Annotated in this window: 13 protein-coding genes; 3 read left to right on the top strand and 10 right to left on the bottom strand. The window is 69.0% G+C overall.

Annotated features, from left to right (window positions below):
- Positions 1–4 precede the first annotated feature (4 nt).
- On the bottom strand, positions 5–1,744 hold the full coding sequence (aceF, locus tag ACFWZ1_RS01970; protein WP_439665263.1) for a dihydrolipoyllysine-residue acetyltransferase: 1,740 nt from the start codon (positions 1,742–1,744) through the stop codon (positions 5–7).
- 201 nt (positions 1,745–1,945) lie between these two features.
- On the opposite strand from aceF, the gene ACFWZ1_RS01965 reads away from it, so the two are divergent.
- Positions 1,946–2,830, top strand: a complete 885-nt coding sequence (locus ACFWZ1_RS01965) for an ABC transporter ATP-binding protein (RefSeq protein ID WP_231323176.1) — start codon at positions 1,946–1,948, stop codon at positions 2,828–2,830.
- A gap of 4 nt (positions 2,831–2,834) precedes the next feature.
- The gene (locus ACFWZ1_RS01960; RefSeq protein WP_439665262.1) at positions 2,835–6,422 is read left to right on the top strand and encodes a M1 family aminopeptidase; all 3,588 of its coding nucleotides are present in this window, start codon (positions 2,835–2,837) and stop codon (positions 6,420–6,422) included.
- A 74-nt stretch (positions 6,423–6,496) separates the two neighbouring features.
- Here ACFWZ1_RS01960 and ACFWZ1_RS01955 read toward each other — a convergent pair whose 3' ends face one another.
- From ACFWZ1_RS01955 to ACFWZ1_RS01915, 9 genes are all read right to left on the bottom strand, one after another.
- On the bottom strand, positions 6,497–7,339 hold the full coding sequence (locus tag ACFWZ1_RS01955; RefSeq protein WP_439665261.1) for a mechanosensitive ion channel family protein: 843 nt from the start codon (positions 7,337–7,339) through the stop codon (positions 6,497–6,499).
- A 248-nt stretch (positions 7,340–7,587) separates the two neighbouring features.
- Positions 7,588–8,403 (bottom strand): DUF2884 family protein, encoded by an 816-nt coding sequence (locus ACFWZ1_RS01950; RefSeq protein ID WP_439665260.1) that lies wholly within the window; start codon positions 8,401–8,403, stop codon positions 7,588–7,590.
- 98 nt (positions 8,404–8,501) lie between these two features.
- Positions 8,502–8,789 carry a DUF2845 domain-containing protein gene (locus ACFWZ1_RS01945; protein WP_439665259.1) on the bottom strand — a complete coding sequence of 96 codons (288 nt, stop codon included), beginning with the start codon at positions 8,787–8,789 and terminating at the stop codon, positions 8,502–8,504.
- Positions 8,790–8,820: 31 nt separating this feature from the next.
- Positions 8,821–9,393, bottom strand: a complete 573-nt coding sequence (locus tag ACFWZ1_RS01940) for a DUF924 family protein (RefSeq protein ID WP_231323168.1) — start codon at positions 9,391–9,393, stop codon at positions 8,821–8,823.
- Between the two features lie 37 nt (positions 9,394–9,430).
- On the bottom strand, positions 9,431–9,871 hold the full coding sequence (locus ACFWZ1_RS01935) for a PA2169 family four-helix-bundle protein (RefSeq protein ID WP_231323166.1): 441 nt from the start codon (positions 9,869–9,871) through the stop codon (positions 9,431–9,433).
- Positions 9,872–10,043: 172 nt separating this feature from the next.
- Positions 10,044–10,796 carry a DUF2884 family protein gene (locus tag ACFWZ1_RS01930; protein ID WP_439665258.1) on the bottom strand — a complete coding sequence of 251 codons (753 nt, stop codon included), beginning with the start codon at positions 10,794–10,796 and terminating at the stop codon, positions 10,044–10,046.
- A 67-nt stretch (positions 10,797–10,863) separates the two neighbouring features.
- Positions 10,864–11,712: an energy transducer TonB gene (locus tag ACFWZ1_RS01925; protein WP_439665257.1), complete on the bottom strand. Its 849-nt coding sequence runs from the start codon at positions 11,710–11,712 to the stop codon at positions 10,864–10,866.
- Between the two features lie 44 nt (positions 11,713–11,756).
- A complete protein-coding gene (locus tag ACFWZ1_RS01920; protein WP_439665256.1) occupies positions 11,757–12,212 on the bottom strand; it encodes a hypothetical protein in 456 nt (151 codons plus the stop codon).
- Between the two features lie 168 nt (positions 12,213–12,380).
- On the bottom strand, positions 12,381–12,839 hold the full coding sequence (locus ACFWZ1_RS01915; protein ID WP_439665255.1) for a hypothetical protein: 459 nt from the start codon (positions 12,837–12,839) through the stop codon (positions 12,381–12,383).
- Between the two features lie 159 nt (positions 12,840–12,998).
- On the opposite strand from ACFWZ1_RS01915, the gene ACFWZ1_RS01910 reads away from it, so the two are divergent.
- The gene (locus tag ACFWZ1_RS01910; RefSeq protein WP_231323156.1) at positions 12,999–13,868 is read left to right on the top strand and encodes a YihY/virulence factor BrkB family protein; all 870 of its coding nucleotides are present in this window, start codon (positions 12,999–13,001) and stop codon (positions 13,866–13,868) included.
- The last annotated feature ends 20 nt before the right edge of the window (positions 13,869–13,888 follow it).

The raw sequence follows: 13,888 nt of genomic DNA, 5'->3' as shown, positions 1-13,888 counted from the left end.
CCCGTCAGAGCAGCAGGCGGCGGATGTCGCCGAGCTGGGTGGCGAGGAAGGCGGCGAAGCGCGCGGCGAGTGCACCGTCGATCACGCGGTGGTCGTAGGAAAGCGACAGCGGCAGCATCAGCCGCGGCGCGAATTCCTTGCCGTTCCACACTGGCTTCATGGACGCCTTGGAGACACCCAGGATCGCCACCTCCGGCGCATTGACGATCGGCGTGAACGCGGTGCCGCCGATGCCGCCCAGCGAGGAGATCGAGAAGCAGCCGCCGGACATCTCGGCCGGGCCAAGCTTCTTCTCGCGCGCCTTCTTGGAGATCTCGCCCAGCTCGCGGGCCAGGTCCAGCAGGCCCTTCTGGTCGCAGTCGCGGAGCACCGGCACCACCAAGCCATCGGGCGTGTCCACCGCGATGCCGATGTGGAAGTACTTCTTGAGGATCAGCTTCTCGCCGGTCTCGTCCAGCGAGGCGTTGAACTGCGGGAACTGCTTGAGCGCCGCGACCACCGCCTTGATCTGGAATACCAGCGGGGTGACCTTCAGGTCCTTGTTCTCGTCGCCGAGCTTCTTGCGGAAGGCCTCCAGCTCGGTGATGTCCGCGTCCTCGTGCTGGGTGACGTGCGGGATCATCGCCCAGTTGCGCGAGAGGTTGGCGCCGGAAATTTTCTGGATGCGGGTGAGCGGCTTCTCCTCGACCGGGCCGAACTTGGCGAAGTCGACCTTCGGCCACGGCAGCAGGTTGAGACCGCCGCCGGCGGCCACCGGCGCGCCCTGCACCGGACGCGCGCCGGAGGCCAGCGCGTGCTTCACGTAGGCGCTGACGTCCTCGCGCTGGATGCGCCCGGCGCGGCCGGAGCCCTTGACCTGCGCGATGTCGACGCCGAGTTCGCGCGCGAAGGCGCGGATCGCCGGACTGGCATAGGGAGCATCGCCCGGCATGATCACCTGGGCGTCCATCGGCGGCCGGGCGCGGGGCGCGACGTCGCCCTCGGGCACGTTGCCCGGAAGCACGCCCCGGCCGCCGGCCGGCTGCCCGGGCGCCTTGGGGCCGCCGCTGCTGATCGGCAGGCCGGTGGCCGATTGCGCATCGGGCGAGGCTGCGGGCGATGGCGCGGCCGTTGCCGGGGCGGCGGCGCCGGTCTCGATCAGGGCGATCACCGCGCCTTCCGATACCTCGTCGCCCACCTTGAGCTTCAGTTCCTTGACCACGCCTTCGAACGGCGCCGGGACTTCCATGGTGGCCTTGTCCGATTCGAGCGTGATCAGGCTCTGGTCCTTGGCGACCGTGTCACCGACCTTCACCAGTACCTCGATCACCGGCACGTTGTCGTGACCGCCGATGTCCGGCACGCGCGCCTCGCGCACGCCGCCCGTCGCGGGGGGCGCGGCCGGTGGCGGGGTTGGCGGCGCCTCGTCGATGGCGCCCTTGCCGGTACCCGGCTCGGCCGCCCTGGCCTGCGCGCTGGAAAGCGGCGCGGCTGCGGGCGCCTTCGCCGGCGCAGGTGCGGCCCCCTCGGCCTCGATGACCGCGATCAACACGCCCTCGGACACCTCGTCGCCGACCTTGAGCTTGATCTCCTTCACCACGCCGGCAAACGGCGAGGGCACCTCCATGGTCGCCTTGTCCGATTCCAGCGTGATGAGGCTCTGTTCCTTCTCCACGCGGTCGCCGGCCTTCACCAGCACTTCGATCACCGGCACGTTGTCGTGGCCGCCGATGTCGGGGACGCGTGCTTCTTTGGGGTCGGCCATGGGGTCTCCTGCGATGGCAAGCGCGCAGCGCCCGGGGATGACGGCCGCGCAAGGCCTCCCATGATAGCGAACGGCCGCCCGCCGCACAGGGGCGGCCGGTCATGGGCCACCCGGCATGCATGACCTTGTGCCGATGTGCCCGCCGGCCCCGCTGCCTATGCTGGTTCCCGGCGCCGCGCGGGGCGGCGCGGAGTAGCCTGCATGCTTACCATCCGCCACCTGTCCAAGACCTATGCCAACGGCGTGCATGCGCTGCGCGGGATCGATCTGGACATCCCGCAGGGCATGTTCGGCCTGCTGGGACCCAACGGGGCGGGCAAGTCCTCGCTGATGCGGACGATTGCGACGCTGCAGGACCCGGACCAGGGCAGCATCGAGCTCGACGGCATGGACCTGCTGGCGGACAAGCCGGCCACCCGCCGCCTGCTCGGCTACCTGCCGCAGGAATTCGGCGTGTACCCGAAAGTATCGGCCGAGGCCATGCTGGAGCACTTCGCCGTGCTCAAGGGCGTCACCGCCCGCGGCGAGCGGCGCGACCTCATCGAGGCGCTGCTGCGCCAGGTCAACCTGTGGGACGTGCGCAAGCGCAAGCTCGGCAGCTTTTCCGGCGGCATGCGCCAGCGCTTCGGCATCGCCCAGGCGCTGATCGGCAACCCGAAGCTGGTGATCGTGGACGAACCGACCGCGGGCCTGGATCCGGAGGAGCGCAACCGCTTCCTCAACCTGCTGGCGGAGATCGGCGAGAAGGTGGTGGTGATCCTCTCCACCCACATCGTGGCCGACGTGACCGACCTGTGCCCGCGCATGGCGATCATCGGCCAGGGCCAGGTGTTGTTGACCGGCGAGCCGCGCGAAGCGATCCGCAGCCTGGACGGGCGCGTGTGGCGGCGCACGATCGACAAGGCGGAGCTGGACAACTACCGCGCCCGCATGACCATCCTGTCCACCCGCCTGGCCGGCGGGCGCACGCTGCTGCACGTGCTGGCCGACGCATTGCCGGAACCCGGTTTCGAGGCGGTGTCGCCGGACCTGGAGGACGTCTATTTCGGCCACCTGCGCGCCCAGGCCACGGCGCGGGCAGCCTGACGCCATGCTGGGGGAAGTCTTTCGCTTCGAATGGCGCCAGCAATGGCGCGCGCCGCTGTTCTGGATCATGGCGCTGGCCTTCGGCGGGCTCGCCTTCGCGGTGGCCAGCACCGACGCGGTCGTGATGGGCGGCGCCAGCGGCAACGTGCTGCGCAACGCGCCGATGGTGATCGTGCGGCTGGTCAGTGCCTTCACGATCTTCGGCATGCTGGCCGGCGGCGTGTTCGTCGCGGGCGCCGCGCTGCGCGATTTCGACCACGACACCGCCGAACTGGTGTTCGCCACGCCGGTCAGCCGCGGCGCCTACCTCGGCGGCCGGCTGGCCGCCGGCTACGCGGCGGCGGTGGCGATCATGCTGGCGGTGGCGCTGGGCGTGGCGCTGGGCGGGGCGATGCCGTGGGTCGACCCGACGCGGCTGGGTCCGCCCGGATGGCACGGCTACGCCTGGGCATTCGGCGTGATGGTGTTGCCGGACATGCTGTTCGTGACCTCGCTGCTGTTCCTGCTGGCGACGGTGACCCGCTCGCTGCTGGCCACCTACATCGGCATCATCGCCTTCATCGTGCTGCTGTCGCTGTCGGGACTGCTGACCCGGGACGTCAACCATCACATCGTGGCGGCCATGCTCGATCCCTTCGGGGGCCGCACGCTGGGCATCGTCACGCGCTACTGGTCCGCCGACGAGCTCAACCATCGCCTGCCGCCGCTGGAAGGGCTGCTGCTGTGGAACCGGCTGCTCTGGCTGGGCGTCTCGGTGCTGTTGGCCGGCACCGCGTTCGCGCTCTTCCGTACCGACCGCGAGGGGCTGCGCATGCCCGGGCGCAAGCCCCGCGCCGAGCCGCCGCTGCTGCGCCCGATGCCCGGCGCGGTGCGCAGCGGCCTGCCGGCCGTGCGGCTAGCGCACGACCTGCGCGCCCATCTCGCACAGCTGCGTGAGCTGCTGGCGTTCGACGTCGGGCAGGTGCTGCGCGGCGTGCCGTTCCTGGTCATGCTGGTGTTCGGGCTGGTCAACCTGCTGTTCGCGCTGGCCTTCGCCGGCGACTTCTACGGCACACCGGTCTACCCGGTCACGCACACGGTGCTGGAGACGATCCAGGGCAGCTTCCAGTGGCTGCTGGCGATCATCGTGACCTTCTACGCGGGCGAGCTGGTCTGGCGCGAGCGCGACCGGCGCACCGCCGAGGTGGTCGATGCGTTCCCGCTGCCGGACTGGTTGCCGCTCACCGCGCGCCTGCTCGCACTGGTCGCCGTGGTGCTGGTGTACCTGCTGGTCGGCGACCTGGTCGGCATCGCCTGGCAACTCGCCCACGGCTACACGCGACTGGAACCGGGCCTGTACCTGGCCATGCTGGGGCTGGATGCGGCACCGTTCGTGCTGCTGTCAGTGCTGATGCTGCTGTTCCAGACGCTGGCCGGCAGCAAGTTCATGGGCTACCTGCTGGGCATCGTGTGGCTGGTCGCCTCGCTGATCGGCTTCCCGCTGCTGCACTGGGAGCACAACCTGTACGTTTTCGGCCATGCTTCGTCGGTGCCGTATTCGGACATGAACGGCTTCGGCCATTTCCTGGCCGCCGCCTTGTGGTTCGACCTCTACTGGGGTTTTGCGGCGGCGGCGATGCTGGTGGTCGCGGCACTGTTCAACGTGCGCGGCACCGGCACCACCTGGCGCGAACGTCTGCAGGAGGCCCGCGCGCGGCTGCGCCGCCCGGCCGCGGTCGCGCTGGGGTTGGCGCTGGCCGGCTTCGTCGCGACCGGCGCCTGGATTTTCTACAACACGAACGTGCTCAACCACTACTCGAGCAGCGACGACGAGACGCGCCAGCGCGCCGATTACGAGAAGAAGTACTCGAAATACGACGGCCTGCCACAGCCGCGCATCACGGCGGTCAAGACCGACGTGGACATCTATCCCTACCAGCGGCGGCTCGAAATCCGCGGGCACTACACACTGGTCAACCGAAGCGGCAGGCCGATCGACAGGCTGCACGTGAACTTCGATACCCACTTCGCCTTGAAGTCGCTCAAGTTCGCGCCGCACGAGACGATCAGCCACGACACGCGCCTGGGCTACGCGATCTACCGCCTGGAGCGGCCGCTGCCGCCGGGTGCCTCGATGGATTTCGATTTCGACATCGAGTACGCCCCGCGCGGTTTCACCAACGAGCCATCCGGCCAGTTCCTGGTCGCCAACGGCAGCTTCTTCAACAGCCAGGTGCTGCCGCGCTTCGGCTACCAGAGCGAGGCGCAGCTGACCGACCGCGGCGATCGGCGCAAGTACGGCCTGCCGCCCGACGTGCCGCGCATGCCGAAGCTGGGCGACACTAGGGCCCTGGGCGACAATTACGTCAGCAACGACGCCGACTGGATCGACTTCGAGACCACCGTCTCCACCGCCGCCGACCAGATCGCGCTGGCGCCGGGCTACCTCACCCGAAGCTGGACCGCCAACGGCCGCCGCTATTTCACCTATGCCGCCGACCGGCCGATGCTGGACTTCTTCGCTTGGCTGTCCGCGCGCTACGCAGTGAAGAAGGCCAGCTACGACGGCGTCGCCATCGAGGTCTACTACAACCCCGCACACGGCTGGAACGTGGAGCGCATGATCCAGGCGACCCGGGACGCGCTGGCCTACTACCAGGCCCATTTCACACCCTACCAATACCGCCAGGTGCGGATCCTGGAGTCCCCCAACTACGCGCACTTCGCACAGTCCTTCGCCAACACGATTCCCTATTCCGAAGGCGTGGGTTTCATCGCCGACCTGCGCGACCGGTCCAAGGTCGACTACGTCTACTACGTGACCGCGCACGAGGTCGCTCACCAGTGGTGGGCCCACCAGGTGATCGGCGCGCACATGCAGGGTTCGACCATGCTCAGCGAGTCGCTGGCGCAGTACTCGGCGTTGATGGTGATGAAGCACAGGTACGGCGCCGACCAGATGCGCAAGTTCCTCAAGTACGAGCTGGACAGGTATCTGATGAGCCGCGCCACCGAGAAGGTCGCCGAGGAGCCGCTGGCAAAGGTCGAGAACCAGCAGTACATCCACTACAACAAGGGCTCGCTGGTGTTCTACGCGCTGCAGGACTATGTCGGCGAGGACGTGTTCGACCGGGCGCTGAAACAGTTCCTGCTCGACTGGCAGTTCCGCGGCCCGCCCTACCCCAGCTCGCAGGATTTCATGGACACGCTCGTCCGGGCGCTGGACCCGAAGTGTAAGGGGCTGCTGGACGACCTGTTCTGGAAGATCACGCTGTTCGACAACCGCATCGGCGAGGCCACCGCGAAAAAGCTGCCCGACGGTCGCTACGCGGTGACCCTGAAGGTGCACGCGGGCAAGGTCCACGTCGACGGTACCGGCAAGGAGACCCCGGCCGAACCGGACGTGCCTGTGGACATCGGCGTGTTCGCCGCCTCGCCGGTCAGGGGCCGCGACGGCAAGCCGCTGTACCTGCAGAAACGCCTGCTGCCGGCGGGCGACAGCACGATCACCGTGACCGTGGACGGGACGCCCGCCGAGGCGGGCATCGACCCGTTCAACGAATTGATCGACCGCGTGTCAGGCGACAACCGGCGGCCGGTGACGGTGCAATAAGCATCACAGGATGGGCTTCAGCCCACCGCATGCTTGCGCGGACGTGCGGTGGGCTGGAGCCCACCTACGGCCGCTCAACCTGCCTTCCTGTTCCCGTCCGGCAACGTGCCCTGCACCACGGTCAGCTCGCGCTGCGGGAACGGGATGCTGATGCCCGCCTCGTCGAAACGCTCCTTGATCTTGCGCAAGAGCTCGGTCTGCGCAGCCCACAGGTCCGTGCTGCGCGTGTAGGCGCGGATGATGAGCTCCACCGAGCTTTCGGCCAGCATGCCGGTCACCACGCTCGGCGGCGGTTCCTTGAGGATGCGCAGGTCGGCGGCGAACAGCTTGTCGATCTCCCCGATCGCCTGGCCGATGTCGTCCTTGTAGCCGATGCCCACCTTCAGCTCGAACCGGCGCGTACCCCGCCGGTTGGCGTTGATGATCGCGTCGCCGCCGATCTTGGCGTTGGGCACGATCGCCTCGCGGTTGTCCGGCAGCACCAGTTGCGTGTACATCAGGTTGACCGTTTCCACCGTGCCTTCCACGCCACCGGCATGGATGAAGTCGCCTGCGCGAAACGGCCGGAAGACGATCAGCAGCACGCCCCAGGCCAGGTTGCTGAGCGAGCCCTGCAAGGCCAGCCCGATGGCCAGGCCGCTGGCGCCCAGCGCGGCGACCAGCGGCGCGGAAGGCACGCCCGCGGTGATCAGCGCGCTGACCACGAGCACCGCCACCAGCACGCCATAGATCAGGTTGCGCAGGAAGCCGATCAGGGTCTCGTCCACGCTCGCCCGGTGCATCGCCCGCTGGACGAGGTTGGCGACGCGCGCCGCCAACCAGCTGCCGATCAGCAGGATCAGCAGGGCGATGAGGATGTTGATCCCCAGCTGCGTGGCGTTCTCGGAAAAATGGATCCGGGCAAGCAGGTCGGGCATGGCGTCACTCCGGTACGAACCAGCCGTGAAGCCTAGCAGGGGCATTCGAGACGATGCTTCTGCAAAAGCCCGCCTGGAGGTGATGCCGGTTGCCCTGGTCACGACGACGGGCATGGCCACAGGTGGGCTCGCGCGAGTCGTGAGAGCAAAAAAAAAAACACCGCGCCGGTCTGGGGAAACCGGCGCGGCGGATGGCCGCACTTGGGGTGTGGTGTGGAGGAGCGGCCGGCCCGCAGGCCGTGGGACGGCTAGCGGGTCTGGGGCTTCGTCTTGGCGGAAGCCTCGTTGTCATGCTCCGGCTGATGGTCGACCAGCGCCAGGCGCGAGCCGTCCTTCAGGCGGAATTCGAACTGCTGCTGCAACTCATCGAGCCGGGCCATGCGCGGACAGAGCGCCTCGGCGCGTTCGCTGAGCTTGTCCGCACGTGCATCCACCTGCTGGTCGATGGTTCGGTCCAGCGAGTCGGCGCGCGCTTCCAGCGCGGCCACCTGGCTCTGGTCGCCGCTCAGCGCGGCTTTCACCGCCTTGGCGGTGACCGTGCTGACCAGCGACTCGACCGCATGGCCGACCTGGTTTTCCATCAGGTCCTCGACGCTGTGCTGGCGCCACTCGCCATGACCCAGGCCGCTGTCGATCTTGGTCAGGGCCTGCCTGTGCTGCTCGTTGAGCTCGGTCGTCAGCCGCGTGCGCTCGGCCGGGTCGTCGGCGAAGCTGGCGACCACCGTGGTGAGCGCGTCGAAGCCGATGTCCACGCCCTCGCGGGCGATCGAGGTGACTTCGGGCAACAGGCTGCGCACCTGGCTTTCGTACTCGCGCAGGCGGCTCGCGTCGGCGGCCGACACGGCCACGTCACGACCGTCGATGCGCAGTGCGCCCTCATGCATGAACACGCTGCCGGGCTTGCCATCCTGGCGCTCGAAGGTGATGCCCTCGGGCTTGACCAGCACGTCGTAGTCGGTGCCGAAGCTGCATTGTTCGTGGTTGACGTGCAGGCCGCCCGCCTGCGCCGGCGCGCCCAGCACCAGGCCGGTGGCGATTGCGAGGGAAAGGATCAGCGTGCGCATGGGACGGCTCCCCGGTGACGATGGCGCCAGCTTCCCGCGGCACCGAGCCGCAGACATGGGCCAGGCGTCATGCCGTGCCATCGGTCATGCCCGAAAGCTCACGGATGCTGCTCGATGTCAGACACCACACCGTCGACCAGCGTCACGGTGATCTCGCGCCCATCGTCGCGATAGACCCAGCTTTCGCTGGCGGGCGTCACGACCACGACGCCGCGGCCGTGGCGTCGCGCGCGCTGGTGGGTCACCCGTGCGGGCCGGCCCAGCAGTTCGCGCACCTGCGTGGCACTGTCGCCGGCGACCAGCAGGTGGCTGCCCACGCGCAAGGTGTCGGACGCGGTTGCGGCAAAGGCGAGCAGCCACAGGCTGCCGATCAGGGTGGTGCGCATGTCGTTCCCTCCGTGGAATCGACGACGCACGCTAGAAGCCGCCACCCTCCGCGAGATAAGCCTCTTCGTCCGGCGTGCTGGGCCGGTCCAGCAACGCATTGCGATGCGGGAAGCGGCCATAGCGCGTGACCACTTCGCAGTGCCGGCGCGCGTAGTCAAGGAAATTCTCATATTGCCCGCGCGCGTTGGGCGAGGCCTGTAGGGCGAGCGCGCGGAACAGCGTCACCGAACGCCACTGCAACGCGAGATCCTCGGCGTGCTCGAGCGGCAGATAGGCGAACACGCGCTCGAGCGGCGCCAGCGCTTCATCGTCGCGCCGTTCCAGGCCTTCCAGCGCCAGTGACTGGGCCCGGTTGTCCTGGGCGAAGGCGCGCGCGTCGCCGCGATGGATGTTGCGGCTGAATTGATCGAGCACGATCAGCAGTGCGAGCCAGCCGTGCGGGGTGATGGCCCACAGGTCCAGCGCGCCCGTGGTGGCCGCTTCCCACGTGGGACCGAAGCGTGCACGGACGACCTCGTCGAACCCGGGATCGCGCACGAACCAGCGCACCGTATTCTCGTCGGCGAACCAGAAATCCAGTACATCCTGCGCGGTTGCGGTCATGCCGATTCTCCCTGGGCCCGCCCCGGGTGGGCGGAGCTTAGCAGCGCCGGGCGCGGGCCAGGCTATGCATGTCCAGGTGGATGCCCTGCAGCCGCGGCAGCTGGCGGCGCAGCACCAGCGCGGCCTCCGGCGTGGCGCGCTGCAGGCCTTCTTCGAAGGCGTGCACGAGGGCGGCTTCGCCGTGCGCCAGCCGGGCGATCCAGGCGGTATCGCGGCGCGGCGTGTCCGGCAGCAGCCATTCGATCAACTGGCGCCGCGCGGATCCCCCCAGCCGACCGCGCCGGGCCGGCGTACCGCCCAGGTGGCTGACCTGGCCCTGCAGGTCGGCGATCACCTGGTCCAGCGCGCTCGCGTTCTCGCCCAGCACCACGCGCAGGCCCGGCTCGCTGGCCTGGTCCGAAGCGTCGCGGTACATCGCGCGCAGGTCGATGCCCTGGCGGATCAGCGCGTTGAACAGCGTTTGGGGGCGTGGGGCCACGGCGAGCGGCTCCTTGGGGTATCGAGGTGGGCGACCATGGTCGGCCTTGCGCACTTAGCCGCGGATTAACTCGCGCCGTCGGCGGGGCTCGCTGTGCATCGCCCGTCAGGCGGCGTTCGGGTTCACGCCTGCGCACGGGCCGCACCCCTGCAGGGAACGCCTCGGGGCGGGGCTAGGGTCCGACCCGCACCAGGTTCAGCGGCTGCCCATCGGCTCCGCGCACGCCCTGCTGCAGATCGGCCAGCCGCTGGATCGAAGGACACAGCGCCTGGACCTGCGGGCGCAAGGCCTGCATGCGACGCTGCAGCCGCGGCTGCAGCTGCGTGGTCAGGTCCGCCGCCTCGTCGCGCAGGCGCGCGGCCTCGGCCAGATCGCCGTTCATGGCGGCGGCCAGGGCTTGCTGGCCGAGGTCGGCGGCAACCAGCGGCGCCAGGTCGCCGACGATGCGGTCGGCAAGCTGTTGGGCGGCATCGCCCTGCCAGTCGTGGGTGCTGTTGCTCTGGGCGATGCGCTGCTTGAGCTGCGTCGCATGCGCGGCCAATCGCCGGTCGAGCTCGGCCAGGGTGGCGGGCGCCAGTTGCATGCCGGCGGCCTCCTCGTGCACGGCGCGCACCGCCAGGTCCACACCCGAATCGGCCACCGCCCGCACGCGCGGGACCAGCGCGCGCAGCTCGCGCTCGAACAACACCAGCCGGTCCTGCGCTTCGGCATGCAGGCGTACCGGCTGGCCGTCGGTGCTCAGGACACCATCGGCGACCTGCACGTGGAAAGGCGCCGGCTGCGCGCGATCGAACAGCAGGCTGTCCGGCTTCACCGTCAGGTCGTAACTGCTGCTGGCGTGGCAGGTATCGCCCAGGTCCTGCGCGTGCAGGACCGGCAGGGCGGTGGCGAGGATCAAGCTGGCAAACAGGAGCCGCAGGCGCATCGGTGTCGTCCCGGAAAGGGACCTCAGCGATACCCGCTCGTGCGTCAACGGCGCCTGAACTGGCCGCTCAGCCCCGATCCAGTGGCGTGAGCAGCGACAGGCTCGACGCACCGAAGACGCCGTCGTCAGGCAACGCATCCACGCCGCCGGTGAGCATGCGGTCGGCATCGCTCCACGGCACCGGCTCGAGCGGTCCGGGGACGTAGGTCTGCCATTGGCCGTACTTCGATTCGGGGCTGGGTGCGGTCGGGGCGGGACCGACGTGCAGTTCGTAGGCCACCGGCACCGTGACGTCGCGGTAGGGCGCGTGGTCGGAGGGATCGGCCGGACTGAACGTCCATAGCCGCGCTGCGTTCAAGGTGGCCTTGGCGAACACCTCGCGCCAGTGCTTCATCTCGTTGTCGCTGGCGATCACGCGGAGGTTGACCTGTTCGGCGGCGACGTCGGACACCCGGCCCTCGCGATCCAGGCGCAAGGCGACGTAGACCGTCCCTTCGACCCGACCACGGATGGCCTGCATCGGGTAGCGCGGCGGCGTGCCCTTGTCCTTGCTGATGCCCCGGCCCGGATCGCCGAACCACGCGCTGCGCACGCCGACCCGGAACTTGCCGTCACCGATCGGCTGGGCGACCACGCGCAGGCTCATGCTGGCCTTGGCGGCCACCGGCTTGCCGTCGCGCAGCACCGGCTGGAAGGTCCAGCCTGGAACCGCCTTGCCGATCAGGTCGGCGACCAGCGGCGGCAGCTTTTCCGGATGGTCGAGCGTGTAACCAAGGACAGTTCCCTGCGGCGTCACGCCGATCGAGCCGGTGACCACCATGCTGGCTTCGACCTTCTCGCGGGTCGCACGCGGCCCAGCGGCCAACGCCATGCCGGCCAGCAGCAAACCCGCCATCCCCAACAGCAAGCGCTTCATCCCCAAGCCTCCCCAGGTCGGTCCGTGGAAGTCTGCGCCCGACCTCAGCGGGGCGCAACGAACTGCGCACGCACCGATGGCCGGCCCAGGTGCCAGGCCATCCACAGCAACAGCGGAACCAGCAGCGCCTTGAACACCAAGCCCAGCAGGAAGCTGCGGCGCGCCTGCTCGATCACCAGCAACAGCAGTTCGGATTGCGCCTGGGTCATGGCGTGCGCGCGGGCAGCATCGAACTGGCCCCACTGCGCCAGCATCAGGCCGCCGGTGACCAACGCCCACAGCGCCAGCAGCAAGGCCACGATGCGCATCGCCTGGCGGGCCCAGGGCTGGCGCAGGATCGCGCCGGCGCAGACCACGATCACGACAAGGGATCCGGCCAGGTAAGGCCAATCGCCACGACGCAGGTACTGCACGCCGCCGAAGGCGGCCAGCAGCAGCACGATCCAGACGGCCACCCGCCAGAGGCCGAAGCGCGACACGGGCGCGGCGCCGACGGCCATCAGGAGGAAGCCCCCGCGTGGCGGGCGGGCGAGATCGACGGGTGGCGCATGGCGGACTCCAGGGAAAAAGGCATCCGCCGAAGTCTACGCGCTGGGCTGCACACGGTGGTCTCCAGCCCCCCGCTCCGCGGGGAGCCGGAGGGCTGAAGCCCACCTGCGCGATCCGGCTTACGGGCGCGAGATGGTGAACTTGCCCACCGATACGCCGAGGTTGATGCCCTGGCCGGTGCCCGACAACGCCAGCGACGTGGTGCCCTTGGTCAGCACCTGCGCCTGGGCGCTCTTGACCACGCCCGCTTCGGCGCCGGCCTGCACGTAGTCGCCGAACACTTCGGCGATGCCGGACACCTTGCTGATCTCGCCCTTGCCTTCGGTGACGCGGAACTTGCCCGCGGTGAGGCCGCCGCCGACCACGCTGATCTTCACCGGCGCGCTCTCGCCGTTGTTGCAGGTCACCGTGCCGGCGCCTTCGGCATGCTTGTAGATGATCGACCAGCCCTCCAGGTTGTAGCTGAGCTCGCACTTGACCATGGGTTCGGAAGCCCGGGCAGGCGCGACGGGCCAGGCGGCCAGCGTCATCGTGCCGGCCACGAGCAGGCTCGCCAGTGCAGTGGTACGCAGATTCATCGCAGGTCTCCTTCCCCGTGCGGGGCGTGTTGGGGCTGCGGTCGAGTCTGCCCCCGGGCGGGTGAAGGAAGCGCCAGCAGGAACGGCGGCGCGCGTTCACGATCGCCGCGCAGAGGCCTCGCCATGCTTGGCCTGCTCGCAGGTTCAGGAGACACCTCAATGCGCTCGTTGTGGCAATCGACCGTGGAGATCGTCAAGCGCACCGCCAAGGGTGCGGCCGCGGACGACCTGATGACGCACGCGGCGGCGGTGGCGTTCTACTCGGCGCTGTCCTTCGCGCCGATGCTGGTGCTGTTGCTGTGGCTGGTCGCCTCGCTCCAGCCAGCCTGGCAGGAGCAGTTGGTGGGTTCGATCAACAACCTGGTCGGTGCACGCGCTTCCGACGCGGTGAAGCTGGTGATCAACAATGCCGAGGACCGCCCCCAGCTGGGACACTGGGCCGGCATCATCGGCATGGCGGTGACGCTGATCGGCGCCTCGACCGTGTTCGCGCAGCTGCAACTGGCGATCAACCGCGTGTGGAACCTCAAGGCGGCGCCGCGCAACGCGCTTTTCAGCTGGGTGCTGACCCGCATGCATGCGTTCGGGCTTCTGCTGACGCTGGCCTTCCTGCTGATCGTGTCGCTGGTGGCAAGCACCGCGATCGCGCTGTTCGCACGCGGCGACACGGCGGTGTGGGACGCGCTGGAAGCGATCGTGGCGCTGCTGCTGTTCGGGTTGGTGTTCGCCTCCATCTACAAGGTCCTGCCCGATGCGCAGATCGACTGGCGGGACACGCTCCTGGGCGGCGCCTTCACGGCGATCCTCTTTGCCATCGGCAAGTTCGGCATCAGCCTCTATCTCGCGCACAGCGACGTGGGCGGCGCCTATGGCCCGGCCGGCAGCGTGGTGGTGCTGCTGGTGTGGGTGTACTACTCGGTGCTGATCCTGCTGCTGGGCGCCGAGCTCACCCAGAACGTGGCCGAGGTCCGCGGGGTGCCGATCCGGCCCAATGAACATGCCGAGGTGGTAGCACCGTGCGACCAGTGACGCCCACGGCATAATCGGAA

The organism is Frateuria sp. GZRe14 (assembly GCF_051900395.1).
GTDB classification, from domain to species: Bacteria; Pseudomonadota; Gammaproteobacteria; order Xanthomonadales; family Rhodanobacteraceae; genus Frateuria_A; species Frateuria_A edaphi.
This window is presented reverse-complemented; position numbering and strand designations above follow the sequence as displayed.

Excerpts from the sequence above, each read along its gene's own strand:
- aceF (WP_439665263.1), bottom strand. The coding sequence starts at position 1,744 with ATGGCCGACCCCAAAGAAGCACGCGTCCCCGACATCGGCGGCCACGAC.
- ACFWZ1_RS01965 (WP_231323176.1), top strand. The coding sequence starts at position 1,946 with ATGCTTACCATCCGCCACCTGTCCAAGACCTATGCCAACGGCGTGCAT.
- ACFWZ1_RS01960 (WP_439665262.1), top strand. The coding sequence starts at position 2,835 with ATGCTGGGGGAAGTCTTTCGCTTCGAATGGCGCCAGCAATGGCGCGCG.
- ACFWZ1_RS01955 (WP_439665261.1), bottom strand. The coding sequence starts at position 7,339 with ATGCCCGACCTGCTTGCCCGGATCCATTTTTCCGAGAACGCCACGCAG.
- ACFWZ1_RS01950 (WP_439665260.1), bottom strand. The coding sequence starts at position 8,403 with ATGCGCACGCTGATCCTTTCCCTCGCAATCGCCACCGGCCTGGTGCTG.
- ACFWZ1_RS01945 (WP_439665259.1), bottom strand. The coding sequence starts at position 8,789 with ATGCGCACCACCCTGATCGGCAGCCTGTGGCTGCTCGCCTTTGCCGCA.
- ACFWZ1_RS01940 (WP_231323168.1), bottom strand. The coding sequence starts at position 9,393 with ATGACCGCAACCGCGCAGGATGTACTGGATTTCTGGTTCGCCGACGAG.
- ACFWZ1_RS01930 (WP_439665258.1), bottom strand. The coding sequence starts at position 10,796 with ATGCGCCTGCGGCTCCTGTTTGCCAGCTTGATCCTCGCCACCGCCCTG.
- ACFWZ1_RS01925 (WP_439665257.1), bottom strand. The coding sequence starts at position 11,712 with ATGAAGCGCTTGCTGTTGGGGATGGCGGGTTTGCTGCTGGCCGGCATG.
- ACFWZ1_RS01920 (WP_439665256.1), bottom strand. The coding sequence starts at position 12,212 with ATGGCCGTCGGCGCCGCGCCCGTGTCGCGCTTCGGCCTCTGGCGGGTG.
- ACFWZ1_RS01915 (WP_439665255.1), bottom strand. The coding sequence starts at position 12,839 with ATGAATCTGCGTACCACTGCACTGGCGAGCCTGCTCGTGGCCGGCACG.
- ACFWZ1_RS01910 (WP_231323156.1), top strand. The coding sequence starts at position 12,999 with ATGCGCTCGTTGTGGCAATCGACCGTGGAGATCGTCAAGCGCACCGCC.